The sequence below is a fragment of the Bradyrhizobium sp. genome (assembly GCF_052389815.1).
Classification (GTDB): Bacteria; Pseudomonadota; Alphaproteobacteria; order Rhizobiales; family Xanthobacteraceae; genus Bradyrhizobium.
The window spans coordinates 13,128-39,619 of sequence record NZ_JBQTHN010000153.1; the positions used below are offsets into that span (position 1 = coordinate 13,128).

Sequence of the window (26,492 nt, forward strand, 5' to 3'; positions counted from 1 at the left end):
GTTCTTAATTCGTTCTAATACCCGATATTGTCGCCCCGGCGAAGGCCGGGGCCCATAACCACGATGCGAGCAATGGGGCAAACCGCGCGAACGAGCGACGAAACCGATGAGCTACTTCGTCTACATCCTCGCCAGCAAGAAACACGGCACGTTGTACATCGGCGTCTGCAACGATATGCGCTCCCGGCTCGAACTGCATCGCACAGGCAAGGGGTCACAGTTCGTCAAGAGGTACGGGGTGACCCGGCTCGTCTACATTGAAGAGTATGCGACGCCGCTGGAATCCATTCAGCGCGAGAAGCAAATGAAGGAATGGCACCGCGACTGGAAAATCCGGCTGATCGAGGAGGACAATCCGGATTGGAGGGACCTGTCCCACCTACTTTAGGCAGGCGTGGTTATGGGCCCCGGCCTTCGCCGGGGCGACTTTTTTAATGTGTGGAAGCACCGGAAAACAGGTTGATCACGACCACTCCGGACACGATCAGGCCCATGCCGCACAGGGCGGCGGTATCGAGCTTCTGGCTCTGAAATACCCAGGCGATGGTGGCAATCAGGACGACGCCGACGCCGGACCACACGGCATAGACGATCCCAGTCGGCAGGCTGCGCAGCGTCAACGACAGGAAATAGAACGCCACGGCATAGCCGAGCACGGTCACGGCCGACGGCAGCGGCTTGCTGAATCCATCCGACAGTTTCAGGAACGTCGTCGCGACGACTTCCGCGACGATGGCGAGCGCAAGATAGAAATAAGTCATGCGGCCTGCAGCGGCAGAGGACGGAGGGTTCGCCCTCTATGCTGATTTGATGGCAGGGGCGTGACAAGCCGTCACGCCATCATCTCACGTCGCGAAGATCAGCTCTTTACTTCACCGCGGACAGCAGATTGTCGCCGCAATAGTTCGCATAGAACTTGCCGCCGCACTGCCGCTTGATGGCGGCGCAGCGCGCGGCGGGCGAGGCGCCCTTGGCGACGCTGAAGGAACAGGTCAGTCCATCGGCGGTTGGGCCCGCGAAGGCGGCGCTGGTGACGCTGATGCAGACGATCAGGAGAGCGGCGGCGGCGATTTCGATCAGCAGTTTCATGGCCATAATCCTCCTCGATCTCCGGCATCCTAACACCAAATTCAGGTCACGCGGAGGCCGTTGGATCGGCCCGTTCCTTGCATAAATTGATGGGAGTTCCACGCGCCGTAATGGCCCGGTGGTTTCGGTGGCGGTGCAACGCGCGTATCTTCCTGCGTGATTCCAATGACGGGGAAACAAGGCTTGTCTGACCAACCCCTCCAGCCCTACCCGGCTCCCGGCCAGCCGATCGACGAGTTGCAGCTGGCCGAGATCAAGGGCGCGATCCTCGCCAAGCTCAGGCTCGCCATCGGCAAGGATGCGGGCATGGCGACCAAGCGCGACTGGTACATGGCGACCGCGCTCGCGCTGCGCGACCGCATCGTGCACCGCTGGCTCATGGTGGACAAGCAGAGCTACGATGCCGGCCGCAAGCGGGTCTATTACCTCAGCCTCGAATTCCTGATCGGCCGCCTCTTCACCGACGGACTGAACAATATGGGCTTGCTGCCGGTGTTCGAGACCGCGCTCGGCGATCTCGGCGTCGGCCTCCCCGAACTGCGCAAGCTGGAGCCTGACGCCGCGCTCGGCAATGGCGGCCTCGGGCGCCTTGCGGCCTGCTTCATGGAGAGCATGGCAACGCTCGCCATCCCCGCGGTCGGCTACGGCATCCGCTACGATTTCGGTCTGTTCCGCCAGTTCATCTCGCACGGCTGGCAGCAGGAATATCCCGACGAATGGCTGTCGTTCGGCAACCCCTGGGAATTCCAGCGGCCGGAGGTGGTCTATCACGTCCATTTCGGCGGCCATGTCGAGCACACCGCGGAGCGCGGCCGCGACCGTCCCATTTGGTGCCCGGCGGAGACGGTGGAGGCGATCGCCTACGACACGCCGATCGTCGGCTGGCGCGGCCAGCACGTCAATGCGCTCAGGCTATGGTCGGCGCGCGCGCCGGACCCGCTCAATCTCGACGTCTTCAATACCGGCGATTACATCTCCGCCAATGCCGAGCAGTCGCGCGCCGAAGCCATCTGCAAATTCCTCTATCCTAATGACGAGAGCGCGGCGGGCCGCGAGCTGCGGCTGCGGCAGGAATACTTCTTCGTCTCGGCATCCCTGCAGGACCTGGTGAAGCGGCACCTTGACGCCGACGGGCAGCTGCGCAGCCTCGCGCAAAAAGTCGCGGTGCAGCTCAACGACACCCATCCAAGCCTTGCGGTCGCCGAGCTGATGCGCATCCTCATCGACCTGCACAATTTCCGCTGGGAGGAGGCCTGGAAGATCACGGTCGCGACCTTCTCCTACACCAACCACACGCTGCTGCCGGAGGCGCTGGAGACCTGGCCGGTGGAGCTGTTCGAGCGGTTGCTGCCGCGGCATCTGGAAATCATCTACCGCATCAATGTGAATCATCTGGCACAGGCCGAGGCACGCTGTCCCGGCGACACCGACTTCCGCGCCGCAGTGTCGCTGATCGACGAGCGCGACGGCCGCAAGGTGCGGATGGGGCAGCTCGCCTTCGTCGGCTCGCATCGCATCAACGGCGTCTCGGCGATGCATTCCGACCTGATGAAGGAGACCGTGTTCCACGATCTCAACCACCTCTATCCCTCGCGCATCACCAACAAGACCAACGGCATCACCTTCCGCCGCTGGCTGATGCTCGCCAATCCGAAGCTGACGTCCCTGCTGCGCGAGACCTGCGGCGAGGCCGTGCTCGATGATTTTTCGCTGCTGGGAAATCTCGAGGATCACGCCAGCGATAGCGCCTTCCAGCAGCGCTTCCGCGACGTCAAGTACCACAACAAGCTGGCGCTGGCGCGCACGATCTTCGAGCGTCTCAACATCAAGGTCGATCCGTCGGCGCTGTTCGACGTACAGATCAAGCGCATTCACGAATACAAGCGGCAACTGCTCAACATCGTCGAAGCCGTCGCGCTTTATCAGGCGATGAAGGACGAGCCGGACAGGAACTGGGTGCCGCGGGTAAAAATCTTCGCCGGCAAGGCGGCGGCGAGCTATCATTACGCCAAGCTGATCATCAAGCTGATCAACGACGTCGCCGATACCGTCAACCACGACCCCGACCTCAAGGGCCGGCTGAAGATCGCCTTCCTGCCGGATTACAATGTCAGTCTCGCGGAAGTCATCATCCCCGCCGCCGATCTCTCCGAGCAGATTTCCACCGCCGGCATGGAAGCTTCCGGCACCGGCAACATGAAGCTGGCGCTGAACGGCGCGGTGACCATCGGCACGCTGGACGGCGCCAATATCGAAATCCGCGATCATGTCGGCGCCGAAAACATCGCGATCTTCGGCATGGAAGCGGACGACGTCATGATCCGCCGCAAGCAGGGGCTGGACGCAACCGACGTCGTCAGGCGCTCGCCGCGGCTGTCGCGCGCCATCGCCGCGATCGAGAACGGCGAGTTTTCGCCGGGTGAACCCAACCGCTTCGCACGCATCGCCGATGCGATCCGCTTCCACGATCCCTACATGGTCGCGGCCGATTTCGATTCCTACTACGAGGCGCAGCGCGGCGTCGATGCGCGCTGGCAGGTGATCCCGGCCTGGACCCGCGCCAGCATCCTCAACGTCGCGCGGATGGCGTGGTTCTCCTCCGACCGCACCATCCGCGAATATGCCGAGGACATCTGGCACGTGCCGGTGCGGCCTTCGCCGAAGGCAGCGGCGAAACGAGGTGCCAAGCGCGGCGCGGGCGGCTGAGCTAACCACCTCTCGTCAAGCCCGGCCATGACAAGGCACCATTACCTCCTGCGTCATTGTCTTTGGCCACAGCTGCGCGCTACGGTGCAACAAAACGGCCGGAAAACTCATGCTCACCAAGACGCCCCACCTGTTCGACGACGCCACGAGGGTCACGCCCGGCGACAGCCGCTGGCAGGGACATACCAGCGACGATTACTGGGCCTTTGTCGGCCCGTTCGGCGGCTGCACGGCCGCAACCATCCTGCGCGCGGTGATGGACCATCCGCAGCGCGCGGGCGACCCGACGGCCATGACCGTGAACTACTGTGCGCCGATCGCGCAAGGGCCGTTCGATCTCGACGTGCGGCTGGTCAAGGCCAACCGCTCCAGCCAGCACTGGTGTGTGGAGTTGACGCAGGGCGATGGCGAGACGTCGACACTCGCCACCGCCGTCTTCGCGGAGCGCCGGCCCTCCTGGTCGCACCAGCAGGCGAAATATCCGCTCACGAAGGCCTATGAGGAGACGCTGCCCTATCCGCCCATCGCCGCTCCCTGGGTCAAGCAATACGACTTCCGCTTCGTTGAGGGCGAGCCGAAGCGCGGCGGGACGGGAGCGCCGGAGACTTTTTCCAAGCTCTGGATCGGCGACCGCGTGCCGCGGAGGATCGACGCGCTCTCCTTGCTGTCGATGTCGGACGCGTTCTTTGCGCGTATTTTCCACGCCAAGCGGGAACTGGTGCCGTTCGGTACGGTATCGCTGACGACCTATTTCCACGCCGATGCCGCCGATCTGGAGGCCGAAGATACCACCCGCGTGCTGGGCGTGGCCGACGCCAAGACTTTCCACAAGAGCTATGGCGACCAGAACGGCGAATTGTGGTCCCCGGGCGGCCGCCTGCTGGCAACCACGACCCAGATCGCTTACTTCAAGGCGTAGGCCCTGATTCGGTAGGGTGGGCAAAGCCAACGGGTCGCGCGAATGCGCGCCCGATGACAGGCTCCGCGTGCCCACCTTCGAGAGCACGGGCGTCAAAGGTGGGCACGGCGCAAGCGCGCCTTTGCCCACCCTACGGATTTGAGGTCCGCACCCGATGTCCGACGCCACCGCCAACCAGCAACGGATCGCGCTGCTCGGCGTTCCCATCGAGATCGGCGCCTCGCAGGCCGGCACGCTGATGGGGCCGGCGGCGCTGCGCACCGCCGGCATTGCGCGCCTGCTCGAAGAGCTCGAATTCACCGTCGAGGACCACGGCGACCTGGCGCGGCCCAAAGTCGTTGCCGACGGGCCGCCGCCGGCGAACGCAAAATACTACGACGAGGTGAAGAGCTGGATCCGCGTGCTCAGCGAGCAAGCCTTCAGCATCGCACGATCAGGCGCGATCCCGATCTTCATGGGCGGCGATCACTCGCTGTCGATGGGCTCGGTCAATGGCGTCGCGCGCTACTGGCAGGAGATGGGACGGCCGCTGTTCGTGCTGTGGCTCGACGCGCATGCCGACTACAACACCCCTGGCACCACCATCACCGGCAACATGCATGGCATGTCGGCGGCGTTTCTGTGCGGCGAGCCCGGCCTCGACCAGCTGCTCGGCAACCAGGTGCGCGCCTCGATCACGCCGGACCAGCTCGATCTGTTCGGCATCCGCTCGATCGATCCCCTGGAGAAGAAGCTCGTCCACGAGCGCCGTATTGCGATTGCCGACATGCGTGCCATCGACGAGCACGGCGTCGCCGTGCTGATCCGCCGCGTCATCGAGCGCGTCAGAGCCAAGAACGGCGTGCTGCACCTGTCCTTCGATGTCGACTTCCTCGATCCCACTGTGGCGCCCGGCGTCGGCACCACGGTGCCGGGCGGCGCCACCTATCGCGAAGCGCATCTGATCATGGAGCTGCTGCACGATTCCGGCATCGTGCACTCGGTGGACATCGTCGAGCTCAATCCCTTCCTAGACGAGCGCGGCCGCACCGCCCGCGCCGCGGTGGAGCTGCTCGGCAGCCTGTTCGGATTGCAGATCACCGACCGGCGCACGCCGACCAATGCGATGCTGCAGGGACGGTAGAAAACGAAAAGGCGGCTCCACGAGCCGCCTTTTTGTCATTCCGGACGGTCCGTCTTCGGACCGATCCGGAATCCAGAGGTTGATATACTCATGTCGAGATTCCGGGTTCGCGCTTCGCGCGCCCCGGAATGACTCGATGTGTCATTCCGCCGCGAGCTTCACTTCCGGGGCGGCGGCGCGGACGTCGGCGTCGACCTGAGCCTCGAACTTGGCAAAGTTCTTCTGGAACATGCCGACCAGCGCGCGGGCGGTCTTGTCGAACTCGGCCTTGTCCTTCCAGGTGTTGACGGGATCGAGGATCTCGTGCGGCACGCCCGGCAGCGCCGTCGGCACCGCGAAGCCGAAATACTTGTCGGTGCGGAATTCGACATTGCGCAAGCTGCCATCGAGCGCGGCAGTGAGCAGCGCGCGCGTCACCTTGATCGGCATGCGCGATCCGACGCCGTACTTGCCGCCGGTCCAGCCGGTGTTGACCAGCCAGCAGTCGACATTGTGCTTGGCGATCAGCTCGCGCAGCATGTTGCCGTAGACGGATGGATCGAGCGGCAGGAAGGGCGAGCCGAAGCACGTGGAGAATTCGGGCTGCGGCTCGTTGCCGAGACCGCGCTCGGTGCCGGCGACCTTGGCGGTGTAGCCGGACAGGAAGTGATACATCGCCTGCGCGGGCGAAAGCCTGGCGATCGGCGGCAGCACGCCGAAGGCGTCGGCGGCCAGCATCACCACGTTCTTCGGCTGCGGCGCGCGGCCGGTGCGCGAGGCGTTGGGGATGAAGTCGAGCGGGTAGGCCGAGCGGGTGTTCTCGGTCTTCGAGCCGTCGTCGAAATCCACCACGCGGGTATCTTCGTCGAGCACGCAATTCTCGAGCACCGCACCAAAGCGGGTGCTCGCGGCATAGATCTGCGGCTCGGCTTCCTTCGACAGCTTGATGCACTTGGCGTAGCAGCCGCCCTCGAAATTGAAGACGCCGTTCGGGCCCCAGCCGTGCTCGTCGTCGCCGATCAGCGTGCGGTTGGGATCGGCCGACAGCGTGGTCTTGCCGGTGCCGGACAGGCCGAAGAAGATCGCGGCGTCGCCTTTCGGGCCGACATTGGCCGAGCAGTGCATCGGCATCACGCCCTTCTCGGGCAGATAGTAGTTCAGCGTGGTGAACACCGACTTCTTCATCTCGCCGGCATAATAAGACCCGCCGATCAGGACGATCTTGCGGGCGAAATCGATGGCGACGACGTTCTCCGAGCGCACGCCGTGACGTTTCGGATCGGCGCGGAAGCTCGGCATGGAGATGATGGTGAGCTCCGGCACGAACGTCGACAGCTCGACGGCCTCGGGACGGATCAGCAGCGTGCGGATGAACAGCGAGTGCCAGGCGAGCTCGGTAAAGACGCGGGTCTTGATCCGATAGGCCGGATCGGCGCCGCCATAGAGGTCCTGCGCGAACAGGGTCTTGCCTTCGGCGTGCTTAAGGAAATCGGCATGGAGCGCCGCGAACTGCTCGGACGTGATCGACTGGTTGCCGGCCCACCACATCTTCTTGTCGGTGGTGGCGTCGCGCACCGTAAACTTGTCCTTGGGGCTGCGGCCGGTGAACTCGCCGGTATCCGCGCAGAGCGCGCCGTCGGCCGACAGCACCGCCTCGCCCGCCGAGAGCGAGTGCTGGTAGAGCTGTGGCGCGCCCAGATTCCAGTGCACGGTATTGAGATTCTTTAAGCCGAATTTGTCGGCGCCAAAGGCACCGTTGCGCACGCCCGTCTCTTGCACGAAGGATCCTCCTCGAACCCGCGTATCTCAGGCACGCTTGCCGCCAAGGGCGCCTCTCGCGGTGATCTCCAAATATAGCCCGTCAGGCCTCGGTCCGGCGACCTATTACTGTGCAACGCACAGCTTGCCAAGCCGATCCCGTCAGATTTGGTTTATTCGATGGCCAAGCTGATGTGTCACGCATCTTTGCCGCGTTACGGAGCTGTTTGAGCCCGTAGAACCATGCGTTTGAAGCTGTAACTCGACGCGGCGAAGCGTCGCGCCGAGAAGAATTTTCTCTTCGTTTTGCAATGCAAAAGATACCGCCTGCAATAAATCTCCGGCTCAGCGGCCGACGCCCTCGCCGATCAGGGCAAACGGCCCCCAGAACGCCGGATAGGCATTGCGCGGAGAAGAGGCATCGTTGAGATGGGCCAGCATCGCCTGGCGAAGTGCCTCGGCACGGCCGATGTTCGGATTGGCTTTGAGGCGATCGAAGGTCGAGGTGGTGAGCCGCGTTGCAGCCGCCGAATCCACCGCCCAATGCGTCACCAGCAGCGCCCGCGCGCCGGCATAGAAGAACGAGCGCGCCAGGCCCGAGAGCGCTTCGGCGCCCGGCTTGTCGCCGGCAATGGTGTTGCAGGCGGACAGCACGACCCAGTCGGCATTGAGCTTGAGCTGCGCGACCTCGCTCGCGGTGAGCAGCCCGTCGTCGAATTCGCTGGGCTGCGCGGGAATGCTGAGCGCCAGCGACGGCTCGGCCAGGCCCTTGACGTCGCCGGCGACGAGGCCGTGGGTGGCGAAATAGACGATCGAGTAATCGGCGAGCCGCGTCCGCTTCAGCGTGGTCTCGCTGGCATCGCTGCCGAGATGAATGTCGCTGTCGGCGACGCCGAGATCCTTTGCCACTGCATTGAGCTCGTCCGCGGTATCGGGCAGCTGCGAGAGCGCTTGCGCCAGCCGCGCGCGATCGACGCCGGCGCCGGACCAGAACTCGGTGTAGGCGACGCTCGCCACGCTACGCGATGCCGACTGCTGCGCCGCTGGCCGGGCGCTGCCCTTTGCCGCCGGATCGAACAGCGGATCGCCGAAACCCGTCATCGGCTTGATATTCTGGTCCCGTCGCGCGAAGGCCCGCAGCGCCTTCAGGCTCGTGACCGACGGCAGGACCGATACCGCGTGCCGCTTCAGCAGCCACGCGGCGTTGCGATAGCCGTCGAACTCGTCGGGGATCGCCATGGCCGGCCGCTCGGTCACCAGCAAATGGAACGGCAGCGCGGTGAGCGCGCCCGAGGGCACGACGAGAAGACTGCGCTTGTCCTTGACCAGCGCCTCGACCGGCGAAAGCAGCGTGGCATAGAGCTCGTTGGCGAGCGCGAGATCGAACAGTCCGGTTTTGCCGGAGGCATCGCTCGCCTTGGCAATATCGAGCCCGCGCCGGAAGGCGACGATCTTCGCCGACAGCGCATCGGCGTCGATCGGGATCGGCTTCCAGTCGAAACCGTCGCGCGTCAGCGCGAAGACATGGCTTTCCTTCTCGGAAATCGCGAACAGCACCAAGGCCTCGTCGTCCGAGAGATGCGACTGCACTTCCTTCGCGGTCAGCGGCAGCGGGTTCGACAGCGCGGAATAGTCGGGAAATTCGGCGGAGAGCGCCTTCTGCAGCTTGGCACGCTCGCCGGCGATGGCGGAAATCCGCTCGCGGGCACGCTGCTCGGCGGATGCATCGCGCCTGGCGCGGTCCTTCGACACCGCGGCCAGGATAGATTTGTCGAGGGATTCGGCTTCCGAGCCGAGATCCTGGTCGCGCCGCACCAGTTCGGCAAGACGATCGTTGCCGGCGGCTAGCCGCACCGCGAGCTTGTTGACGGCGGAAGCCGCGGAGGATTGCGCGCCGCGCTGGATCACGTTGAGCGCATCATCCAGCGCCGTACCCGATGCCACCAGTTGCTGCCGCTGCGCCTCGTACAGGGTGGGCAGCGCGACACGCATCTGTGCCCGGCCGGTGACGATCAATCGTGCCAGCAGCGGCAATGCATCGTTCACGCGGCCTTCCAGGCGCAGCAGATTGGCGAGGTTATTGGTCGAGGTCGCCGTGTCCGGATGATCGGCGCCGACGGAGCGCTCGCGGATCGAGAGCGCGCGCCGGTAGAGCGGCTCGGCGTCGGCGTAGCGATTCCGACGTTCGTGGAGATCGGCCATGTTGTTGAGCGAGCGCGCCACATCCGGGTGATCCGGCCCCAGCACCTTTTCGCGGATCGAAAGCGAACGCTTGATCAGCGGCTCGGCTTCGGCATGGCGGCCGGTCACCTTGGCGACCTGGCCGATGTTGTTGAGTAGCGTGGCGACCGCCGGATGCTCCGGCCCGCCCGCCTTTTCGTAGATCGCCAGCGCCCGCCTGAACAACGGCTCGGACTCGCCGTGCCGCCCGAGCTTTTCGTGCAGCGTGGCAAGGTTGTTCAGGGACCGGCCGGTGTCGGGATGGCCGGGGCCGTGCGATCTTTCGCTGATGGCGAGCGCGCGTCGGAACAGCGGCTCGGCATCGGCAAAGCGGTCCTGCCGCTGATAGAGCGCGGCGAGATTGTTGAGGAGCGGCGCCGCATCGGCGGAATCGAGGCCGCCGACCTTCTCGAAGATCGCCAGCGACCGCTTGTAGAGCGGCTCGGCCTCCGGGTCCCGTCCGAGGCTGGCATGGACATGGCCGAGATTGTTGAGCGCCGCTGCGACGTCACGATGCGCAGGGCCCTGCGCCCTCTCGGCATCCGCGAGCGTCTTCTGCGCGAGTGTCAGCGCCTCGGAGAATCTTCCGGCGCGTTCGAGCTCGATGACTTTTGTGGTCTGGGCGCTCACGCTCTGCGCCAACGCCGGTGTAGCCAGGCAAGCGCTCGTGGCGAGCGCCAGTCCCAGCAGCAATTGTCTGCCCGATTTCATGCAGCATGGGTCGCGCCAGGCGGGAAGCGCGTTCAAGGCTATGGCGGGCTTATTCTTTGGCCCGCGCCTCCCCGGCCAGCCGCACCAGCATTTTGCGCAGTTCGGCGCCCGTCAGCACCCGCTCGGGGAATTCCAGCCGCAGCGTCGCGCCCTCCGCCTGCATGTCCATGCCTTCCGGGTCGCAGCCGGTGCAGCGCCATTCGGCGGCTTCGGTCCCGAGCAGCTTCGTCGCATACAGGTTCATCGCCTCGCGATGATCCTCGTTCATGTGCGCGACGGCGCTCGCCTCGGCTTCGAGCAGGTCGGCGGCATCGGAAATTTCGGTCAGGAATTGCGCCGGCTTCAGGTCGATGATGCGGCCGAAGCCGGCCACCAGATGCAGCCCCGACGGCACGATCCGGAAAAAGGCAAAGTCCTTGAAATCGGCGAACCCTTCTGCGGAAGGATGCGCGGCAAGATAGCGGCGCCGTGCCATCTTGGCCGCATCGCCGGATAGCTCCTCCGCCTGCCCCGCCACCATGATGCGGGCACCCTCCAGCGGATCGCCCGCGACGCGCTCGTCCAGCATCAGCGAGACTCTGGCGTCTGCGAGGACATTCTTCGTATGCACGGCGAGCCGTGAGATCAGCAGGATCGGCGTGGCATCGGGACCAGCGGCGACGTTCACCAGAGAGCAATAGGGATCGCCGCTGCCGGCCATCAGGGTGGCGAGCGCCCCTTGCCGGCTCCTGCGCAGCAAGGATTTGGCTGATCCGGAAGGGCTAAAATCGGTGGTCGGCTGCATCAGGAATTTCCCGGCATGTTATTGCAATTGGCCTCTTTTTCGGGCTAAACGAGGTCCCATATGGGTTGGGACGTGGTTCCCTCAGGACACGTTTTAGCGGAACTTGGTCACACTTCAGCCCAGCTTGCATTGCTCGTTTGACCGAGTTCAGCCCATTTGCGCGGCGGATCGCTGGATTGCGCGCCGTTAAGCCACTCTCATTACTGAAAGCAGGCTCATGCCCACAATCGCCCTGGTCGATGACGACCGCAACATTCTCACATCCGTATCGATCGCGCTCGAAGCCGAGGGCTATCGGATCATGACCTATACGGATGGCGCATCGGCGCTTGATGGCTTCCGCACCAGCCAGCCTGACCTCGCCATCCTCGACATCAAGATGCCGCGCATGGACGGCATGGAGACGTTGCGGCGGCTTCGCCAGAAATCCGACCTGCCGGTGATCTTCCTGACCTCCAAGGACGAAGAGATCGACGAACTGTTCGGCCTCAAGATGGGCGCCGACGATTTCATCCGCAAGCCGTTCTCGCAGCGCCTTTTGGTGGAGCGGGTGAAAGCCGTGCTGCGCCGCTCGCAGCCGAAGGACCCGACTGCAGCTCCAAAGGAGCCGGATGCCCGCGCGCTCGACCGCGGCCTCCTGCGCATGGATCCGGAGCGCCACACCTGCACCTGGAAGAACGAGCCGGTGACGCTGACGGTGACCGAATTCCTGATCCTGCAGGCGCTCGCCACCCGTCCGGGCGTGGTGAAGAGCCGCAATGCGCTTATGGACGCGGCCTATGACGACCAGGTCTATGTCGACGACCGCACCATCGACAGCCACATCAAGCGGCTGCGCAAGAAGTTCAAGATGGTCGACGACGATTTCGAGATGATCGAGACGCTGTACGGCGTCGGCTATCGTTTCAAGGAAACCTGACGCGCGCCTGTCGCGTGCTTGTAACGACTGACATCGGCCGCGCGTCCGGGGTAAGGTGCGCCGGCCAATTGCATCACGGGACCAGAACAATAACCGGCAGTCTTGCCTGTGCTTGATCGAACGCCGCCCCATCCGGGACTGCAAGCCGAGGACGCCGCGCCGTCGCTCGATCGACACGAGTCTGCCGTGCAAGCCCCGCCGGCGACCGGCTGGCGGCCGCTGGGCTGGCTGAGCCGCGCCTGGCAGTTCTTCTTTGCGCTGTCCTTCTCGAGCCTCACCCGGCGCATCGTCTCGCTCAACCTCGCGGGCCTCGTCGCCCTGGTGGCGAGCATTCTTTACCTCTCGCAATTCCGCGCCGGCCTGATCGAGGCCCGCGCGCAGAGCCTGCTGGTGCAGGCCGAGATCATCGCGGTCGCGATCGCGGCTTCCGCGACCGTCGAAACCAACTCGCCCACCGTCGACGTCGACAAGCTGCTCGACCTCAAGCCCGGCGAGAGCTACGGCATCCCCGACGAGTATTCCGACTTCCCGATAAATCCCGAGCGCGTCGCGCCGATCCTGCGCCGGCTGATCTCGCCGACCAAGACGCGCGCCCGCATCTACGACCGCGACGGCGGGCTGATCATCGACAGCCGCAATCTGTTCGGCCGCGGCGACGTGCTGCGCATCGAACTCGGACCGCCATCCAACGACAAGCCCAACGTGCTCGAGCGCAGCCTGGTCGGGGTCCGCACCTGGCTCAACCGCGGCGACCTGCCGACCTATCGCGAGCTCGACAACGGCAAGGGCTATTCGGAGGTGGACCATTCGCTGGAGGGCCAGAAGAGCAGCGCGGTGCGCGTTACCGAGCGCGGCGCGGTCATCGTCTCCGTCGCCGTGCCGGTACAGCGCTTTCGCGCTGTGCACGGCGCGCTGCTGCTGTCCACCCAGGGCGACGACATCGACCAGATGGTGACCAACGAGCGGCTCGCGATCCTCAAGGTGGGGGGCGTCGCCTCCGCCGTCATGATCATGCTGTCGCTCCTGCTCGCCAGCACCATCGCCGGCCCGGTGCGGCGGCTCGCCGACAGTGCCGAGCGCGTCCGCCGCCGCATCCGCACCCGCGTCGAAATCCCCGACTTCACCCGCCGCCGCGACGAGATCGGACATCTGTCCGGTGCGCTGCGCGACATGACCGATGCGCTCTACAATCGCATCGAGGCGATCGAGATGTTCGCCGCCGACGTTGCCCATGAGCTGAAGAACCCGCTGACCTCGATGCGCTCGGCGGTCGAAACGCTCCCGCTGGCGCGCAACGAAGCCAGCCGCGCCCGGCTGCTCGAGGTGATCGAGCACGACGTGAAGCGGCTCGACCGGCTGATTTCCGACATCTCCGATGCCAGCCGCCTCGACGCCGAGCTGCAGCGCCAGGACATGACGCTGGTCGATCTTCGCCGCCTGCTGACGACGCTCGCTTCCGTCGCCAACGAGACCCGGCTCGGCCACGACGTCGCCGTCGAGATCCGCTTCGAGGGCCGCGGCACATCGGACACCTTCGCCGTGCCCGGCCACGACTCGCGGCTTGGCCAGGTGATCTCGAACCTGCTCTCCAACGCGCAATCCTTCTCGGCAGCTGGCAAGAAAGTGCGCATCACCTGCCGACGTGTCCGCTCCGAGATTGAGATCGTGGTCGACGACGACGGTCCCGGCATCCGCGAGGATGCGCTGGAGCGCATCTTCGAGCGCTTCTACACCGACCGGCCGCACCAGGGCTTTGGCCAGAACTCAGGGCTGGGGCTCTCGATCTCCAAGCAGATCATCGAGGCCCATGGCGGACGCATCTGGGCGGAGAACCGCGCCGGTCCGGCCGACGAAGACGGCCAGCCGACGGTCACCGGCGCGCGCTTCGTCGTCAGGCTGCCGGCGCAATGAGCGGGCCCTCCGTGCACGCCTCCGCCGTACTGGTGGGCACGCGCGCCGTCCTGATTCGCGGTCCCTCCGGTTCCGGCAAGTCGCGCCTTGCCTTCGAATTGATTCTCGCGGGCCGCGCCGGGCAGGTTCCACCGGCGATCCTCGTCGGCGATGACCGTGTCCACCTCGACACAAGCGGCGGAAATCTGATTGTACGGCCGGTGACGGAACTGGCCGGCCTGATCGAAATCCGGGGCCTCGGGATTCGCCGGATCGAGCATGTGGGCGAGGCGCCGGTCGGTCTGGTCGTCGATCTCGGCGCCGAAAATGCGGAGCGGATGCCTGCGGCGGAAGCACTCACCACCCGAATAGATGGTGTTGAAATACCTCGAATCCCCGTAGATTTACGGTATCCGCCATTGCCGTTGATTGTAGCCGCCCTGACGACAACCGACGGTGCATACGCTGCCCGACCTTCGGCTGATTGCCCGAAAGGGATTGCTAACCATATAAGCCCCACTATCGCGACGGAATAACACCGGCGCGTCCTCCCGAAGCGGCCCCATTCTTCCGGGACGAATCGCGGCGAACCCCTCTTGCGCCGGGGCTCGGGATGGTCAAAGTGGCGCGTTCGTGCGGTGCACCAAGAAGCACCCGCGAGGAGTTTCCTGATGATTGGTCTAGTGCTTGTGACCCATGGGCGCCTTGCCGACGAGTTCAGGGCGGCGCTGGAACACGTGATGGGTCCGCAAAAGCAAATCGAAGCCGTGACGATCGGCGCGGACGACGATTCCGATTTGTGTCGAAATGACATCATCGAAGCCGTGAACCGCGTCGACAGCGGCGACGGGGTTGCCATCCTCACCGACATGTTCGGCGGCACGCCCTCCAACCTCGCCATCTCCTGCATGAGCCGGCCCAAGGTGGAAGTGCTCGCCGGCATCAATCTTCCCATGCTTGTCAAGCTCGCCAAGGTGCGCGAGGAGCGTTCCCTGCCCGACGCGATCGCGATGGCCCAGGAAGCCGGCCGCAAATACGTCACCATCGCCAGCCGGGTGCTTGCCGGCAAATGAGCGAAGAGGCGGCGCCCGCGAACAATGCCGGGGCGGCCGTGCCGCCGGACGCGCTTTCCCGGGAACTTCTCATCATCAACAAGCGCGGCCTGCATGCGCGGGCCTCCGCCAAATTCGTCCAGCTGGTCGAGAAATTCGAAGCCGAGGTCTGGGTCACCCGCGGCGGCGAGACCGTCGGCGGCACCTCCATCATGGGCCTGATGATGCTCTCGGCCGCGCCCGGCACCACCATTCTGGTCTCCGCGAAAGGCGCCGAGGCCCAGGCCGCGCTCGATGCGATCGCCGCGCTGGTCGCCGACAAGTTCAACGAAGAAGGTATCTAAAGTCTCGCCTCAGAACGGATTGGTGACGATGCCGCCGTCGACGCGCAACGCGGCGCCGTTGGTGGCGCTCGAGGCCTTCGAGCAGAGATAGCAGATCAGATTGGCGACCTCCTCCGGCCGCGCATAGCGCTGCAGCAGCGAGGCCGGCCGGCGCTCGCTGAAGGTGCGCGCGACGAGGTCTTCGACAGTCGTGTCCATGCTCTTGGCGCGCGCCGCCAGGCGCGTCGGCACCATCTCCACCCAGGTCGGCCCGGGCAATACCGAATTCACCGTGACGTTGGTGGCTCTGGTCTGCTCGGCAGCACCGCGCGCGATGAAGAGCTGCGCGGCCTTGGAGAAGCCGTAATGCACCATCTCCTTCGGCACATAGACGCCGGACTCGCTGGAAACGAACACCACGCGGCCCCAATCCCTGTGGTCCAGCATGCGCTTCAGATAGTGCCGCGTCAGCCGCACGCCGCTCATGACATTGACCTCGAACATTTTCGACCAGTCGGCGTCCTCGATCTCGAAGAACGGCTTCGGCTCGTAGATGCCGAGATTGTTGACGAGGATGTCGACCTCGGGGAACTGCCTGGTGATGGCGGCGCATCCCTCCGGGCCGCCGAGATCGATCGCGGCCGCGTGCAGCTTGGCCTTCGGCACGAGCTTCCTGATCTGCGCAATCGCCTCATCCACCACGGCGCGCTCGCGGCCATTGACGATCACCTCGGCGCTCATCTCCGCAAGGCCCTTGGCTGCGGCAAGCCCGATGCCGCGCGTGGAACCGGTGACGAGCGCGAGCTTGCCCGAGAGATCGAGATCCATAGTCACCTCCCAAAATGCCCCGGCGCTATTTCGCCGGCGGCACAATAAAGACTTTCCAGGCGATCGACGGGCCGGGAAGACCACGATGGAAGCGCTGCGTCGTCATCAGCAGCCGCTCGGCATCCGGGAAATTCTTCGCAAACCAGGCCTCGCATGTCGGCAGGCGCAGGTCGGTGGTGTCGCAGACGCCGATGAAGCCGAGCTTGCTTGCCTCTTCCAGCGAGGTCAGACCCGACGACCAGACTTCGCCCGGCGTGAACGGCGCGGGATGATCGGGGCTGTAGAACGCCAGCGGCTGGCCCATTTCGGTGGTGCCGGCGACGATCGCCCAGCGCGTACCGAAGCGCGAGCGCCAGACCTGCGTCAGCTCGCGCGCCAGCTCCGAGCGCGCGCCATAGGTCGCCGCGCTGTTCGGATTGTGCTTCATCTCCTTCGCCGCGATCCAGGATGAGGCGGCGAGCACGAGAAGCGTGACCGCGAGCCAGATCGCCGAGATGTTGAACAGCGCGACGCGCAGCATGCGCAGCGCGGGGATTGCGACGAGCGCCAGCGGCGTCAGGAAGAACAGCGAGATGCCCCAATCGGTCTTCATGTAGACCGTGAAGAACAGGCCGCCGAGCGGCGGCCCCACCGCGACAATGATCTGGACCATCCAGACGTTCAGCGCCTGCGGGAAGTTCACGCCGTCGTTCGGCCCGCGCGACCAGGTGTACGCGCTGACTCTGGCGGGGGAGAACCACGGCGGCCGCAACGCAAGCGCCAGCAGCGCCAGAGCCACAGGCACGGCGCATAGCGCCAGATTGTGCAGGACGTAGCCGACCACGAGCTGGACGCTCTGCGCGCGGCTTTGCAGGCCATAGACGTCGCCGGCGTAAGTGAACGGGACGAAGTCCACCTGCCTCAGCCAGAGAAGGTGCGGGATCATAGCAACGACGAGCGTTGCGATCGCAGCCCACGGCGCGGGCGAAGCGAGAAAACGCAGCCGCTCGGGATGGATCAGCGCGGCAAGACCGATGGCGCCGATCATGGTCACCACCCAGTATTTCGTCATCAGCGCCAGCGCGCCGGCAAGCCCGAGCAAGACGCCGGATCGCATTTCGCGCTTCTCGAACGCGCTCAGATAGGCCAGCACCAGCAGCGGCAGGGTGACGAGCTGCAACAGGTCCGGATTGTACTTGAAGCCCTTGAAGTTGAAAATCGGATAGAGCGCGAGCATGACGACGACGAAGAATGCGCGTCGCCGGTCCACCACGCGCAGCGCCGTGAACCAGGAGATCACCATGCCCGTTGCCAGCACCGTCATGGCGAGCGCATAGGTCGGCCAGTCCCTGACCGGGAACAGCTTGAACCAGAGGCCGGCGACCCAGCCCGACAGCGGCGGATGCTTGCCATAGCCGAACTGGAATTGCTGGCCCCAGGCGAACGCTTCGGCGACGTCCATGTGGACGTCCTGCGCGGCCTTCAGATTGACCAGGATCAGCGTCCACAGCACGGCATGGGCGGCCGCAAAGCCGATCACGAACCAGGTCGCGCGGGAGGGATCGACCGCCCACGCATAAAGCCACGCCGCCGGCCGGCGCAGCGAAAGTCCTGGCCTGGCGCGCGCGGCTAAGGTCGAAAGTAAGGCTGATGACATGGCCCCTGCGTAGCGGTTTTTTCGTTGTTGTGAAATGAGCTTGCCGTGAACATAGGCCCTTGAAATCGGCCCATAATGGTTGCCCGGATAGGGTGCGGGTGCTATCCCGCGGCCCATGACGACCGCCCCCATTTCCAACATCCGCAACTTCTCCATCGTCGCCCATATCGACCATGGCAAATCGACGCTGGCCGACCGCCTGATCCAGATGACCGGCGGGCTCACCGAGCGCGAAATGGCGGGCAAGGAACAGGTGCTCGATTCCATGGATATCGAGCGCGAGCGCGGCATCACCATCAAGGCGCAGACGGTGCGGCTGAACTACCGCGCCAGGGACGGCCAGAACTACATCTTCAACCTGATGGACACGCCCGGCCACGTCGACTTCGCCTATGAAGTCTCGCGGTCGCTGGCGGCGTGCGAGGGTTCCCTACTGGTGGTGGACGCCAGCCAGGGCGTGGAGGCGCAGACGCTCGCCAACGTCTATGCGGCGCTCGACAACAATCACGAGATCGTCCCGGTCCTCAACAAGGTCGATTTGCCCGCGGCCGAACCGGAGAAGGTGAAGCAGCAGATCGAGGACGTGATCGGCATCGATGCGTCCGACGCCGTGATGATCTCGGCCAAGACCGGCCAGGGCGTGCCCGACGTGCTGGAAGCCATCGTCGCCCGCCTGCCGCCGCCGAAGGGCGACCGCGACGCGACCTTGAAGGCGCTGCTGGTCGACAGCTGGTACGACGTCTATCTCGGCGTCGTCGTGCTGGTGCGCATCGTCGACGGCACCATGAAGAAGGGCCAGCGCATCCGCATGATGGGCACCAACGCGGCCTATGACGTCGAGCGCGTCGGCTTCTTCACGCCCAAGATGGAGCAGGTCGAGGAGCTCGGCCCCGGCGAGATCGGCTTCATCACCGCGGCGATCAAGGAAGTCGCCGACACCCGCGTCGGCGACACCATCACCGACGACAAGAAGCCGGTCGGCGAGATGCTGCATGGCTTCAAGCCGGCGATCCCCGTGGTGTTCTGCGGCCTGTTCCCGGCCGACGCCAACGACTTCGAGACGCTGCGCGCGGCAATGGGCAAGCTGCGGCTGAACGACGCCAGCTTCTCCTACGAGATGGAGACGTCTGCCGCACTCGGCTTCGGCTTCCGCTGCGGCTTCCTGGGCCTCTTGCATCTCGAAATCATCCAGGAGCGGCTGTCGCGCGAGTTCGATCTCAACCTGATCGCGACCGCGCCGAGCGTGATCTACAAGATGAAGCTGACCGACGGCGAGGAGATCTCGATCCACAATCCCGTCGACATGCCTGACGTGGTGAAGATCGCCGAGATCGAGGAGCCGTGGATCGAAGCGACGATCCTCACGCCGGACGAATATCTCGGCAGCGTGCTCAAGCTCTGCCAGGACCGCCGCGGTGCGCAGAAGGAGCTGACCTATGTCGGCTCCCGCGCGATGGTGAAGTACGATTTGCCGCTCAACGAGGTGGTGTTCGACTTCTACGACCGGCTGAAGTCGGTGTCGAAGGGCTATGCATCGTTCGACTATCACCTGACCGACTACAAGCCCGCCGATCTCGTCAAGATGCAAATCCTCGTCAACGCCGAGCCGGTCGACGCGCTCGCCATGCTCGTGCACCGCACCCGCGCGGAAGGGCGCGGCCGCGCCATGGTCGAGAAGATGAAGGAGCTGATCCCGCCGCACATGTTCCAGATCCCGATCCAGGCGGCGATCGGCGGCAAGGTGATCGCCCGCGAGACCGTCCGCGCGTTACGCAAGGACGTCACCGCGAAGTGCTACGGCGGCGACATCACGCGCAAGCGCAAGCTTCTGGAGAAGCAAAAGGAAGGCAAGAAGAAGATGCGGCAGTTCGGCAAGGTCGACATTCCGCAGGAAGCCTTCATCGCCGCGCTGAAGGTGGATAGCTGAGGCGGACCGTTACGGCCGCCCTTGGCATGACGCCGGGTCGGGCCGGACGTTCCGGGACCGGCAAGCAAAAAACGCGAAAACAACCCCATGCACAGTAGCCGGCGACGGACCTGCGCTTTCGTTTTTTACGAAAATCGTTTGACGTGTCGGGCAAATCAGCGGTATATTGCCATCATTGCCGAGGCCTGCCCTCCGGAGGGCATGAGGTGGCGGACGCGCCGCTATAGGTGTCGTACGAGCTCGGTTGCTGCGATGCAGGTGCGCGCCGACAAAGCCGTTCAGGAAACCGCCGGCAAGCGATTGATGTATCGCGGACCTAAGCTTCGGACCGCCCAACAATGGCCCGGCGATTCAGCGAGCCACAAAAATATCCATGATATTTAGAATATTATTACTAATTTGCCAAAAATTTCGGCTCCTTGTGAAATAATATTCCTAAACGGAACTCGACCTTCCTTTACCTGTTTCGTTTATTGCGTTTAGTGATAAACGCGTCTACACCCTGACTCACCGGGGGAGAGCAAAAATGGTCACACGGACAATCGAAAGGCCAACCACTCTTCCGTCAAAGGAAGATTCGAGCCTTGCACAACGTGCATCAAGAGAGCTTGCGAAGAAGCAGCCTGCGGAGTTGCGCGTGCGTCTGGATGACGGTCAAGAACTGGTCTTACCGCGATCGGCTACTCGGTTGATCGTCCATCTCCTGACCGAGATGGCGCAGGGAAACGCCGTCACAATCATCCCAATTCACGCGAACCTCACGACGCAAGAAGCTGCGGACTATCTAAACGTCTCTCGACCTTATCTCATCGGTCTATTGGAGACCGGAAAGATTGAATACCACAAGACGGGAACACATCGACGAGTCAGCTTTCAAGACCTCGTAAAGTACCAGGAAGCGGCGGAAAGGCGTCGGCGGGAAATCATGGAAGAACTAGCAGCCCAATCACAAGCCGAGGATATGGGTTATTAGCAATTCTCGATACACCGTCATCTTCGACGCTTGCACTCTATACCCGGCCCCATTGCGCGATCTTCTCATGGAGACCGCCGCTATGGGCTTTTTCGTGCGAAGTGGACGGACGCTATTCATGACGAGTGGATCCGCAATCTTCTGGCAAACCGGCCCGACCTCGCTCCCCAAAAGCTAGCTCGCACCAGGGATCTCATGAACGGGGCCGTGCCGGACAGCCTTGTTGTCGGCTACGAAAACCTGGTCGCTGGGCGATCATCACTTTCAATCTGAAAGATTTCCCAGCCGAAAAGCTTGCCCGGTATCACATTGAGCCGCAGCATCCGGATGAGTTCTTATTCCATCAGTTTGGCTTGAATGAAGCATCAGCCCTCAATGCGGCACGTCTCTGCAGGGAGAGACTCAAAAGCCCTCCCCGCAACGCGACCGAATATCTACTGGCGCTCGAACGTTGCGGTCTGCCCCAGACGGTGAACCACCTGATGGATTACGCAGGGGTTCTCTGAACACGCTTACGCACATCGTGCACGGTTGCCCGCGCTGAGGTTACGGCCCGTGCAACATTGGATTGCGTTTCATCGCCTGCACTGCCGAGGGCGTAATCCCCGCGCAGCCGGTCGATGTTTTTCCCGGTCAGGGCGGTGATCTGGCGATCCAGCGCCAGGGCGCCCGGTCCGCCGCGAAAACTGGTCCCGAGATATCTGTGCAGCGGCGCGCATTCGGGGCTAACCGCCGGCCGATCCGGCCGGCCCTCATAGTCGATCTGTACCACCGGCGTATCAGGCGGGATTCCTTCGACTTTGCTTGAATAGTAGCCGGTGAGAATCACGCCGGCGAGCTGAAGATGCGGCAGTTCGGCGAGGTCGATATCCCGCAGGACGCCTTCATTGTCGCGCTGAAGGTGAAACAGCTACCACGGTCCACTAAGTGGATTCAAACTGCCTCTCGAAGGCTAAACGAGACTAAGTAATACCGAACATCGATGTTGTTAACCATCTTCAACGCGTAGGCCAATTTCTCATCGCGCTGCTGGCAAATTACGAGCCCCTTTACTTTCTGGCCATCGACACAAAGCTTTTCTTTTACCCACCCCATGTATCGCAGAACCTGCCCAACCACTTGATCTGAGGGTCGTCCCTTTTTTAGCTCGATTACGACGAAAGAATTGGACTGAGGTTCCACCGCCAGAATATCGATGTAGCCGATGTCAGTTGTGTACTGCTGGCCATCATTGCCCTCCGCATCCTGGTAAATCTTGAGAGTGCCCTGAAAGATCGTACTAAAATTCGTTACGATGAAGTCCTCCAGGTATCTTTCGAGTGCGAACACGTTGCCGTCTTCAACGACGTCCTCATTGCTCCCAACTACCGTAATGGGTTCCTGCACATTCGAATTCCCGCTCTGCAGGAGCTTGTTGAATCCATCCGCGGTAGTTTCCATTAGGGTGTGCATTGGAAAGACAATGCTTCCAAATTCAAGGTTGCGGAGTGACGCTTGCCATTCAACTCCCAGGTAACCGGATGATCGGTTTCGGGGTTCTTTCCGGGTGACCAAATCGCGCTCTTGACCACCTTGCCAACCGCACAGAGTGTCTTTCGCCCGCGTCGCGCGACAATCACGTCTCCCGGTTGAATGACCCGGTAAAAGTCCCAAAGCATGTTCGATATGAGGCTCCTGGTCTGGGGCGGCTTATGGGCGTACTTCCGAGACACCGCTTCACTTAGTTCAGCTTCGGTCATGTCCAACACGTTACCAAAGCTCGGCCAACCAATCGAAATTGTATTGTGCGACAGGTCAAAATCCCAAACACTGTCGAAGTTTTCAGGGGGATTCGCTGGGTACGGTGCAATGATCCAAAAGCGAGCCATACATTTCTCTCTCTAGGTAATTGGTGAGCCACTGCGTGTTCCAAAGCCTCATTGTTAGCACGACACAACGTAAGAGCGAAGCCGCCATTGCAATCTCTCCCGTAACATGTTACGTTGCTGGCATGGCCACCACTCCGAAGAAGACCCGAAGCAATTCACCCCGTAGCCCGAGCCAACGAATGGCTGCGCGCCGTGCGCGCTTGCGCGATCTGGGGCTACGGCCCGTGCAGCATTGGGTTCCGGATCTGCGCGATCCGAAGGTTCGTGCCGATCTTCGTCGGCAAGCCAAGTTGATGGCGCGCCATCCCGAGAACGACGCCATCGATGCCTGGATCGAGGCCGCGTACGACTGGAGCGAGTGGAAGTGAAGCGCGGCGACATCGCGCTGATCGTCGTTCCCAGTGAATTGGGACGACCTCGGCCCGGAGTGATCGTACAGGCTGATGTATTCAAGGATTTGACGACTCTCTTCATTTGTCCGATCTCTTCGGACGTTCAAGATAATTTGCCGTTGCGGCCGACAATCGAAGCCAAGCCCTCCAACGGACTCCGTCTTCGTTCGCAGATCATGACGGACAAGATGATTGCCCTGCGGCGCGACCGGGTTCGGACTGTCATTGGCCGTCTCGATTCCGAGACAACGCAGCAACTTGATCGAGCTCTGCTCGTGGTCCTCGGGTTGGCGCGTTGACTTCGCCAGCAACCGCACTTTGCCCGAAACAACTCACAATCGCCTGATCCCCGAATGACGGGCATGCCGTCCGCCGCATTGCTCCCGGACGGCGGATAGGCCACGATCCCTTCGCGCATCACAAACACCAACACAGCGCCGGGGAAACGCATGAGCAGCAAGGCGGCCCGTTTCGACTATGGCTGGGTCATCGTCGCAGCCGGCGCGCTGATGACGTGCGTCGGCTTCGGCACCATGCTGTCGCTGGCGGTGTTCCTGCAGCCGATTTCGAAGGCGATGGGCTGGTCGACCGCGGGCGTCTCGGCGGCGGCGACGCTGGATTTCCTGTTCATGGGCGTTGCCGCCTTCGCTTGGGGCGCGCTGTCCGACCGCTATGGCACGCGCATCGTGGTGCTGGCCGGCAGCGTCCTGCTCGGGCTCGGGCTCGTCACCGCGAGCCAGGCGCAGCAGCTGTGGCAGTTCCAGCTCTGCTTCGGCGTCTTGATCGGCATCGCCGCCGGCAGCTTCTATGCGCCGATGATGGCGCTGGCGAGCGCCTGGATCGACCGGCACCGCAGCCTCGCGGTGGCGCTGGTCTCGGCCGGCATGGGCGTGGCGCCGGTGACGGTGGCGCCGTCCGCGAGCATGCTGATCACGGCCTATGACTGGCGCACCGCGATGCTGGTGATCGGCATTGCGGCGTGGGCGCTGCTGGTTCCAGCCTGCTTCCTGATACGTCCTGCGCCGCAGTCGCCCGGCACCGCGAGCGCCGGCGCCGACAGCGCGCCGCAAACCGAGTGGACCGCAGCGCAGGCGCTGCGCACGCCGCAATTCATCACGCTGGCGCTGGCGCATTTCGCCTGCTGCGCCGCGCATTCCGGGCCGATCTTCCACATGGTGAGCTACGCCATGGTGTGCGGCATCGCGCCGCTGACCGCGGTCACCGTCTACAGCGTCGCCGGTTTTTCCGGCCTCGGCGGACGGCTCTTGCTCGGCGCGCTGGCGGATCGCATCGGCGCAAAGCCCGTGCTGGTCGGCGGGCTGCTGGTGCAGGCGCTGTGCATCGCGACGTACCTCGCCGTATTCAGGCTCGGCGAGTTCTACGCGCTCTCGGTCGTGTTCGGCCTCGCCTATGGCGGCGTGATGCCGCTCTATGCCGTGCTGGTGCGCGAATTCTTCGGCGCCAGGATCATGGGCACGGTGTTCGGCGCGGTCTCGGCCTTTGCCAGCCTCGGCATGGCGCTGGGGCCGTGGGCGGGCGGGCTCGTTTACGACGCCACGCAAACCTACACGTGGCTGCATGCCGGTTCCTTCGCCATTGGCCTTGCGGCGGTCGCCGTGGCACTCAGCTTCCCGTCGAGACGCAGGCAAAGCCTCGATCTCGGCCGCGCGGTGGCATGACGCGCTTCAGCCCGGCTTGATCGGGGGAAGCGGATTTGCCACCATCCGCCCGCCCGAGCAATGAAACTCGTTGTTTGAGCATGATCTTCTCGGAAAACCGCTTCACACTTTGCGCTAACGCGGCCCTCCGGGTCCGGATCATGCTCTAGCAAACAGCAAGGGCCCCGGGGAGACGCATGAACAAGGCCACCGCTATCGACCTCGTCGAACGCGCGCGGGCGCTGGCGCCCTTGATCAGGCAGGAAGCCGACGAGATCGAGCGGACGCGCCGGCTGACCGAGCCGGTCGTCACTGCCCCCGTCGAAAACGGCATGTACCGCGCGCTGCTGCCCAAGAACCTCGGCGGCGCCGAGGTGCCGCTCATCACTTTCATGCAGATGCAGGAGGAGGTCGCCAGGGCCGATGCGTCCACGGCGTGGTGCCTCGGCCAGTGCAGCGTCTGCGCGGTGATCTCGGCCTATATGGATCACGACGTGGCCGACGAAATCTTCAACACCAAACAGGGCATCCTCGCCTGGGGCGCGATCAACCACGATGTCCGCGCCGAGCCCGGCGGCTACCGCGCCAACGCGCGCTGGGATTTTGCCTCGGGAATCCGCCAAGCGAGCTGGCTCGGGGCGCATGTGCGCATCACCGAGGCCGACAGCACGCCGCGCAAGCGGCAGGACGGCTCGCCGGAAATCCGCACCATCCTGTTTCCGCTGTCGAGCGCCACGCTGTACGACGTCTGGGACGTGATCGGGCTTCGCGGCACCGGCACCGACTCCTATTCGGTCGACAACCTCTTCATCCCCGAGAAGTTCGCGGCGCTGCGCGACGAGCCCTCGGCGCTGCGCGAAAAGGGACCGCTCTACAGGATCCCGACCAACGCGATCTACAGCATGGGCTTTGCCGCAACCTCGCTCGGCGTCGCGCGCGCGCAGTTCGACGCGGCGATCGAGCTGTCGCGCAAGAAGACGCCGCAGGGTCTTTCCGCGATGAAGGACAACAGCGCCGTGCAGAGCCTGATCGGGCTCACCGAGGCAAAGCTGCGCCGCGCCCGGGCCTATCTGTTCGCGACGGCCAGTGAAGTCTGGGACGATCTCGTGTGCGGCGCAGCCCTGACCGAAGGCCATCGCGTCGCGCTGCGGCTGGCGGCGACCTCGTCCATCCATCAATCGACCGAGATCGTCGATACCGCCTATCACATGGCCGGCGCCACCGCGGTGTTCCGCGCCAACGGTTTCGAGCGCCGCCTGCGCGACATGCACGCGATCAACCAGCAGCTCCAGGCCCGCGACACGCATTACGAGGAGGTGGGCAAGGTGATCCTGTCCGGCAATCTGGCGGGGCCGCCGACGGCAAGGTAGCGCGTTTCGGATTCGATCGCCAAAGAGCCCCTCCGGATGTCATCACCCGCGACCCGTCTTCGCCAAGGCTTCGCCGGGGTTTGGTGCAAGGCCCGCCGAAGCTTCAGCAAAGGCGGCAAGCGGGTGATCCAGTACGCCGCGGCCTCTCGGTTCAATCACTGCCGTCTCTGGAATACTGGATCGCCCGGTCGAGCCGGGCGATGACAGGGGGCGTGGGCCACAGGCCCCCTTCCGCCGCTGCGGGAACTGCCCTAATCTGGCTGCGTTTCTCACTTACCGAATTTTGCACCCTTGACGGGACGGTCGAATGCGGCAGCGGGAATTCATCACCGCGATCGGGCTCATGATGCTGCTGCCACTGGCCGCG

At 63.8% G+C, this 26,492-nt stretch carries 26 protein-coding genes; 15 read left to right on the plus strand and 11 right to left on the minus strand.

The features are described 5' to 3' along the window. Window positions 1-106 precede the first annotated feature (106 nt). Window positions 107-388: a GIY-YIG nuclease family protein gene (locus ACT4OC_RS23875; RefSeq protein WP_444841504.1), complete on the plus strand. Its 282-nt coding sequence runs from the start codon at window positions 107-109 to the stop codon at window positions 386-388. Between the two features lie 43 nt (window positions 389-431). Here the strand turns inward: ACT4OC_RS23875 and ACT4OC_RS23880 are convergent, their stop codons facing one another. Both ACT4OC_RS23880 and ACT4OC_RS23885 read right to left on the minus strand, forming a co-directional pair. Beyond that, window positions 432-761, minus strand: a complete 330-nt coding sequence (locus tag ACT4OC_RS23880) for a DMT family transporter (protein WP_444841505.1) — start codon at window positions 759-761, stop codon at window positions 432-434. A 106-nt stretch (window positions 762-867) separates the two neighbouring features. Then, the gene (locus ACT4OC_RS23885) at window positions 868-1,089 is read right to left on the minus strand and encodes a hypothetical protein (protein ID WP_444841506.1); all 222 of its coding nucleotides are present in this window, start codon (window positions 1,087-1,089) and stop codon (window positions 868-870) included. A gap of 183 nt (window positions 1,090-1,272) precedes the next feature. Between ACT4OC_RS23885 and ACT4OC_RS23890 the strand changes: the two genes are divergently transcribed. The 3 genes from ACT4OC_RS23890 to rocF all read left to right on the plus strand — a co-directional run bounded on the left by ACT4OC_RS23890 (window position 1,273) and on the right by rocF (window position 5,837). Then, entirely contained in the window at window positions 1,273-3,795 is a 2,523-nt protein-coding gene (locus tag ACT4OC_RS23890; protein ID WP_444841507.1) for a glycogen/starch/alpha-glucan phosphorylase, read from the plus strand. A 109-nt stretch (window positions 3,796-3,904) separates the two neighbouring features. Next, window positions 3,905-4,714 carry an acyl-CoA thioesterase gene (locus ACT4OC_RS23895; protein ID WP_444841508.1) on the plus strand — a complete coding sequence of 270 codons (810 nt, stop codon included), beginning with the start codon at window positions 3,905-3,907 and terminating at the stop codon, window positions 4,712-4,714. Between the two features lie 154 nt (window positions 4,715-4,868). Next, window positions 4,869-5,837 (plus strand): arginase, encoded by a 969-nt coding sequence (gene rocF / locus ACT4OC_RS23900; protein WP_444841509.1) that lies wholly within the window; start codon window positions 4,869-4,871, stop codon window positions 5,835-5,837. Between the two features lie 141 nt (window positions 5,838-5,978). Here rocF and ACT4OC_RS23905 read toward each other — a convergent pair whose 3' ends face one another. The 3 genes from ACT4OC_RS23905 to ACT4OC_RS23915 all read right to left on the minus strand — a co-directional run bounded on the left by ACT4OC_RS23905 (window position 5,979) and on the right by ACT4OC_RS23915 (window position 11,289). After that, window positions 5,979-7,595 (minus strand): phosphoenolpyruvate carboxykinase, encoded by a 1,617-nt coding sequence (locus ACT4OC_RS23905; RefSeq protein WP_444841510.1) that lies wholly within the window; start codon window positions 7,593-7,595, stop codon window positions 5,979-5,981. 324 nt (window positions 7,596-7,919) lie between these two features. Next, complete coding sequence (locus ACT4OC_RS23910; RefSeq protein ID WP_444841511.1) at window positions 7,920-10,505, minus strand: CHAT domain-containing tetratricopeptide repeat protein; 2,586 nt, start codon at window positions 10,503-10,505, stop codon at window positions 7,920-7,922. Window positions 10,506-10,554: 49 nt separating this feature from the next. Continuing rightward, complete coding sequence (locus ACT4OC_RS23915; RefSeq protein ID WP_444841512.1) at window positions 10,555-11,289, minus strand: HugZ family pyridoxamine 5'-phosphate oxidase; 735 nt, start codon at window positions 11,287-11,289, stop codon at window positions 10,555-10,557. Between the two features lie 217 nt (window positions 11,290-11,506). Here ACT4OC_RS23915 and ACT4OC_RS23920 point away from each other — a divergent pair, with 217 nt between their 5' ends. The 5 genes from ACT4OC_RS23920 (at window position 11,507) to ACT4OC_RS23940 (ending at window position 15,494) form a co-directional block, all read left to right on the plus strand. Beyond that, window positions 11,507-12,208 (plus strand): response regulator transcription factor, encoded by a 702-nt coding sequence (locus ACT4OC_RS23920; protein WP_291611450.1) that lies wholly within the window; start codon window positions 11,507-11,509, stop codon window positions 12,206-12,208. Between the two features lie 108 nt (window positions 12,209-12,316). After that, complete coding sequence (locus ACT4OC_RS23925) at window positions 12,317-14,119, plus strand: stimulus-sensing domain-containing protein (protein WP_444841513.1); 1,803 nt, start codon at window positions 12,317-12,319, stop codon at window positions 14,117-14,119. Next, window positions 14,116-14,634 carry an HPr kinase/phosphorylase gene (locus tag ACT4OC_RS23930; RefSeq protein WP_444841514.1) on the plus strand — a complete coding sequence of 173 codons (519 nt, stop codon included), beginning with the start codon at window positions 14,116-14,118 and terminating at the stop codon, window positions 14,632-14,634. Before ACT4OC_RS23925 ends, ACT4OC_RS23930 begins: the two co-directional genes overlap by 4 nt. Before the next feature lie 135 nt (window positions 14,635-14,769). Next, window positions 14,770-15,171: a PTS sugar transporter subunit IIA gene (locus ACT4OC_RS23935; RefSeq protein WP_444841515.1), complete on the plus strand. Its 402-nt coding sequence runs from the start codon at window positions 14,770-14,772 to the stop codon at window positions 15,169-15,171. Further along, the gene (locus ACT4OC_RS23940; protein ID WP_444841516.1) at window positions 15,168-15,494 is read left to right on the plus strand and encodes an HPr family phosphocarrier protein; all 327 of its coding nucleotides are present in this window, start codon (window positions 15,168-15,170) and stop codon (window positions 15,492-15,494) included. The genes ACT4OC_RS23935 and ACT4OC_RS23940 overlap by 4 nt, the downstream gene beginning before the upstream one ends. A gap of 9 nt (window positions 15,495-15,503) precedes the next feature. On the opposite strand, the gene ACT4OC_RS23945 is transcribed toward ACT4OC_RS23940, so the two are convergent. Continuing rightward, entirely contained in the window at window positions 15,504-16,301 is a 798-nt protein-coding gene (locus ACT4OC_RS23945) for an SDR family NAD(P)-dependent oxidoreductase (RefSeq protein WP_444841517.1), read from the minus strand. A 25-nt stretch (window positions 16,302-16,326) separates the two neighbouring features. Continuing rightward, a complete protein-coding gene (locus ACT4OC_RS23950) occupies window positions 16,327-17,937 on the minus strand; it encodes a glycosyltransferase family 39 protein (RefSeq protein WP_444841518.1) in 1,611 nt (536 codons plus the stop codon). Between the two features lie 115 nt (window positions 17,938-18,052). On the opposite strand from ACT4OC_RS23950, the gene lepA reads away from it, so the two are divergent. Together lepA and ACT4OC_RS23960 are read left to right on the plus strand one after the other, a co-directional pair. After that, on the plus strand, window positions 18,053-19,864 hold the full coding sequence (gene lepA, locus ACT4OC_RS23955; protein ID WP_444841519.1) for a translation elongation factor 4: 1,812 nt from the start codon (window positions 18,053-18,055) through the stop codon (window positions 19,862-19,864). 526 nt (window positions 19,865-20,390) lie between these two features. Next, a complete protein-coding gene (locus tag ACT4OC_RS23960) occupies window positions 20,391-20,837 on the plus strand; it encodes a helix-turn-helix domain-containing protein (protein WP_444841520.1) in 447 nt (148 codons plus the stop codon). 487 nt (window positions 20,838-21,324) lie between these two features. Here ACT4OC_RS23960 and ACT4OC_RS23965 read toward each other — a convergent pair whose 3' ends face one another. The 3 genes from ACT4OC_RS23965 to ACT4OC_RS23975 all read right to left on the minus strand — a co-directional run bounded on the left by ACT4OC_RS23965 (window position 21,325) and on the right by ACT4OC_RS23975 (window position 22,705). Beyond that, window positions 21,325-21,609 carry a hypothetical protein gene (locus ACT4OC_RS23965; RefSeq protein ID WP_444841521.1) on the minus strand — a complete coding sequence of 95 codons (285 nt, stop codon included), beginning with the start codon at window positions 21,607-21,609 and terminating at the stop codon, window positions 21,325-21,327. Between the two features lie 161 nt (window positions 21,610-21,770). After that, a complete protein-coding gene (locus ACT4OC_RS23970) occupies window positions 21,771-22,277 on the minus strand; it encodes a PDDEXK nuclease domain-containing protein (protein ID WP_444841522.1) in 507 nt (168 codons plus the stop codon). Continuing rightward, window positions 22,277-22,705, minus strand: a complete 429-nt coding sequence (locus ACT4OC_RS23975) for a hypothetical protein (protein WP_444841523.1) — start codon at window positions 22,703-22,705, stop codon at window positions 22,277-22,279. The genes ACT4OC_RS23970 and ACT4OC_RS23975 overlap by 1 nt, the downstream gene beginning before the upstream one ends. 179 nt (window positions 22,706-22,884) lie before the next feature. Between ACT4OC_RS23975 and ACT4OC_RS23980 the strand changes: the two genes are divergently transcribed. From ACT4OC_RS23980 to ACT4OC_RS23995, 4 genes are all read left to right on the plus strand, one after another. After that, window positions 22,885-23,073: an antitoxin MazE family protein gene (locus ACT4OC_RS23980; RefSeq protein WP_444841524.1), complete on the plus strand. Its 189-nt coding sequence runs from the start codon at window positions 22,885-22,887 to the stop codon at window positions 23,071-23,073. Next, a complete protein-coding gene (locus ACT4OC_RS23985) occupies window positions 23,070-23,396 on the plus strand; it encodes a type II toxin-antitoxin system PemK/MazF family toxin (RefSeq protein ID WP_444841525.1) in 327 nt (108 codons plus the stop codon). Before ACT4OC_RS23980 ends, ACT4OC_RS23985 begins: the two co-directional genes overlap by 4 nt. A 150-nt stretch (window positions 23,397-23,546) precedes the next feature. After that, a complete protein-coding gene (locus ACT4OC_RS23990; protein ID WP_444841526.1) occupies window positions 23,547-24,776 on the plus strand; it encodes an MFS transporter in 1,230 nt (409 codons plus the stop codon). Window positions 24,777-24,952: 176 nt separating this feature from the next. Then, window positions 24,953-26,125: an acyl-CoA dehydrogenase family protein gene (locus tag ACT4OC_RS23995; RefSeq protein ID WP_444841527.1), complete on the plus strand. Its 1,173-nt coding sequence runs from the start codon at window positions 24,953-24,955 to the stop codon at window positions 26,123-26,125. 151 nt (window positions 26,126-26,276) lie between these two features. Here the strand turns inward: ACT4OC_RS23995 and ACT4OC_RS24000 are convergent. Beyond that, the coding region (locus ACT4OC_RS24000) for a hypothetical protein (RefSeq protein WP_444841528.1) at window positions 26,277-26,492 on the minus strand (216 nt) is incomplete at its 5' end.

Coding starts and splice junctions, on each gene's coding strand:
- ACT4OC_RS23875 (WP_444841504.1), top strand. CDS start 107: ATGAGCTACTTCGTCTACATCCTCGCCAGCAAGAAACACGGCACGTTG.
- ACT4OC_RS23880 (WP_444841505.1), bottom strand. CDS start 761: ATGACTTATTTCTATCTTGCGCTCGCCATCGTCGCGGAAGTCGTCGCG.
- ACT4OC_RS23885 (WP_444841506.1), bottom strand. CDS start 1,089: ATGAAACTGCTGATCGAAATCGCCGCCGCCGCTCTCCTGATCGTCTGC.
- ACT4OC_RS23895 (WP_444841508.1), top strand. CDS start 3,905: ATGCTCACCAAGACGCCCCACCTGTTCGACGACGCCACGAGGGTCACG.
- rocF (WP_444841509.1), top strand. CDS start 4,869: ATGTCCGACGCCACCGCCAACCAGCAACGGATCGCGCTGCTCGGCGTT.
- ACT4OC_RS23910 (WP_444841511.1), bottom strand. CDS start 10,505: ATGAAATCGGGCAGACAATTGCTGCTGGGACTGGCGCTCGCCACGAGC.
- ACT4OC_RS23915 (WP_444841512.1), bottom strand. CDS start 11,289: ATGCAGCCGACCACCGATTTTAGCCCTTCCGGATCAGCCAAATCCTTG.
- ACT4OC_RS23920 (WP_291611450.1), top strand. CDS start 11,507: ATGCCCACAATCGCCCTGGTCGATGACGACCGCAACATTCTCACATCC.
- ACT4OC_RS23930 (WP_444841514.1), top strand. CDS start 14,116: ATGAGCGGGCCCTCCGTGCACGCCTCCGCCGTACTGGTGGGCACGCGC.
- ACT4OC_RS23935 (WP_444841515.1), top strand. CDS start 14,770: ATGATTGGTCTAGTGCTTGTGACCCATGGGCGCCTTGCCGACGAGTTC.
- ACT4OC_RS23940 (WP_444841516.1), top strand. CDS start 15,168: ATGAGCGAAGAGGCGGCGCCCGCGAACAATGCCGGGGCGGCCGTGCCG.
- ACT4OC_RS23945 (WP_444841517.1), bottom strand. CDS start 16,301: ATGGATCTCGATCTCTCGGGCAAGCTCGCGCTCGTCACCGGTTCCACG.
- ACT4OC_RS23950 (WP_444841518.1), bottom strand. CDS start 17,937: ATGTCATCAGCCTTACTTTCGACCTTAGCCGCGCGCGCCAGGCCAGGA.
- lepA (WP_444841519.1), top strand. CDS start 18,053: ATGACGACCGCCCCCATTTCCAACATCCGCAACTTCTCCATCGTCGCC.
- ACT4OC_RS23960 (WP_444841520.1), top strand. CDS start 20,391: ATGGTCACACGGACAATCGAAAGGCCAACCACTCTTCCGTCAAAGGAA.
- ACT4OC_RS23970 (WP_444841522.1), bottom strand. CDS start 22,277: ATGGAAACTACCGCGGATGGATTCAACAAGCTCCTGCAGAGCGGGAAT.
- ACT4OC_RS23975 (WP_444841523.1), bottom strand. CDS start 22,705: ATGGCTCGCTTTTGGATCATTGCACCGTACCCAGCGAATCCCCCTGAA.
- ACT4OC_RS23980 (WP_444841524.1), top strand. CDS start 22,885: ATGGCTGCGCGCCGTGCGCGCTTGCGCGATCTGGGGCTACGGCCCGTG.
- ACT4OC_RS23990 (WP_444841526.1), top strand. CDS start 23,547: ATGAGCAGCAAGGCGGCCCGTTTCGACTATGGCTGGGTCATCGTCGCA.
- ACT4OC_RS23995 (WP_444841527.1), top strand. CDS start 24,953: ATGAACAAGGCCACCGCTATCGACCTCGTCGAACGCGCGCGGGCGCTG.